This window comes from Actinomadura keratinilytica, from assembly GCF_039539665.1.
Lineage (GTDB): Bacteria > Actinomycetota > Actinomycetes > Streptosporangiales > Streptosporangiaceae > Spirillospora > Spirillospora keratinilytica.
On the sequence record NZ_BAABDO010000254.1, the window covers coordinates 1 to 1,654 of the forward strand.

The window sequence follows — 1,654 nt, forward strand, 5'->3', positions numbered from 1 at the left end:
GGCGACTCCCTCAAGGCCACCCGCGTCGCCGCACGCGCCCGCGCCGCCCTCGGCGGCGACCTCCCCGTCCGCGCGGTGTTCGAGGCGCCCACCGTGGCCGCCCTGGCCGCGCGCCTCGACACCTCCGGCGGGCGGCGCCCCGCGCTGACGGCCGGGCCCAGGCCCGACCCCCTCCCCGTGTCGTACGCGCAGCGGCGGCTGTGGTTCGTCAACGACCTGGACGGCGGCTCGGCCGTCTACCACATCCCCATCCCGCTGCGGCTGACCGGCCGGCTCGACCTGGACGCGGTGCGCGCCGCGATGGACGACATGCTGGCCCGGCACGAGGCCCTGCGCACCGTGTTCACCGTGATCGGCGGCGAGCCGCACCAGCGGATCCTGCGCCACCCCGACGAGGTCGACCCGGTGCTGACGGTCGCCGACCTGGCCGACGCCACCGACGCCGAACGCCGCCGGGAGATCCTCGCCGCCGCCACCCGCCGCTTCGACCTGACCCGCGACCTGCCCGTCCGCGCGCACGTGTTCCGCCTCGGCCGGCGCGCCGACGGCGACGAGCACCTGCTGCTGATCGTGCTGCACCACATCGCCGGGGACGGCTGGTCGATGGAGCCGCTGGCCGCCGACCTGATCACCGCGTACGCGGCGCGCGCCGAGGGCCGGGCGCCGGACTGGGCGCCGCTGCCCGTCCAGTACGCCGACTACGCGGTCTGGCAGCGCGACCTGCTCGGCGACGAGAACGACCCGGGCAGCCTGGCCGCACGGCAGCTCGCCTACTGGAAACAGGCCCTGGCCGGGCTGCCCGACCAGCTCGAACTGCCCGCCGACCGGCCCCGCCCCGCGCGGGCCTCCTACCGGGGCGCGCAGGTGCCGTTCACACTGCCCGCCGACCTGCACGCCGCGCTCGCCGACCTGGCCCGCGAGCACCGCGCCAGCCTGTTCATGGTGTTGCAGGCGGCGTTGGCGGGGCTGCTCACGCGGCTCGGTGCGGGCACCGACATCCCGATCGGCTCCCCGGTGGCGGGCCGTACGGACCGGGCGTTGGACGACCTGGTCGGCGTGTTCGTCAACACTCTCGTGCTGCGCACCGACACCTCGGGCGATCCTGCGTTCGCCGAGTTGCTGGCGCGGGTGCGGGAGACGGATCTTGCGGCGTTCGCCCATCAGGACGTGCCGTTCGAGCGCCTGGTGGAGGTGCTGAACCCGCGGCGGTCCCTGGCCCGGCACCCGCTGTTCCAGGTCATGATCTCGATGCAGACCGACCCGTCGGCGCGGGTGGAGCTGCCGGGGCTGACGGTCGCGCTGGACCCGGTCGACACCGGCGTGTCCCGCTTCGACCTGGCGCTGCTGGTGGACGAGCGCCGCGACGCCGCCGGGAACCCCGCCGGGATCGACTGCCGCCTGGAATACGCCGCCGACCTGTTCGACGCCGGCACCGCCCGGTCCATGGCCGCCCGCCTGGAACGGCTGCTCGCCGCCGTCGCCGCCGACCCCGGCCGGCGGCTCGGCGACATCGACCTGCTGGAGGAGCCCGAACGGCACCGCCTGTTCGGCGAGTGGAACGACACCGCGCTGCCCGTCCCGGACGTCCTGGCGCCCGAGCTGGTGGAGGCGCAGGCCGCCCGCACGCCCGATGCGGCGGCGGTCGCGCATGGCG

General features: G+C 76.1%; 1 protein-coding gene. It reads left to right on the forward strand.

Annotated features, from left to right (window positions below; genetic code table 11):
* Nucleotides 1-1,654: condensation domain-containing protein (locus tag ABD879_RS32505; RefSeq protein WP_345025627.1), on the forward strand; the 1,654-nt coding region annotated here is incomplete at both ends.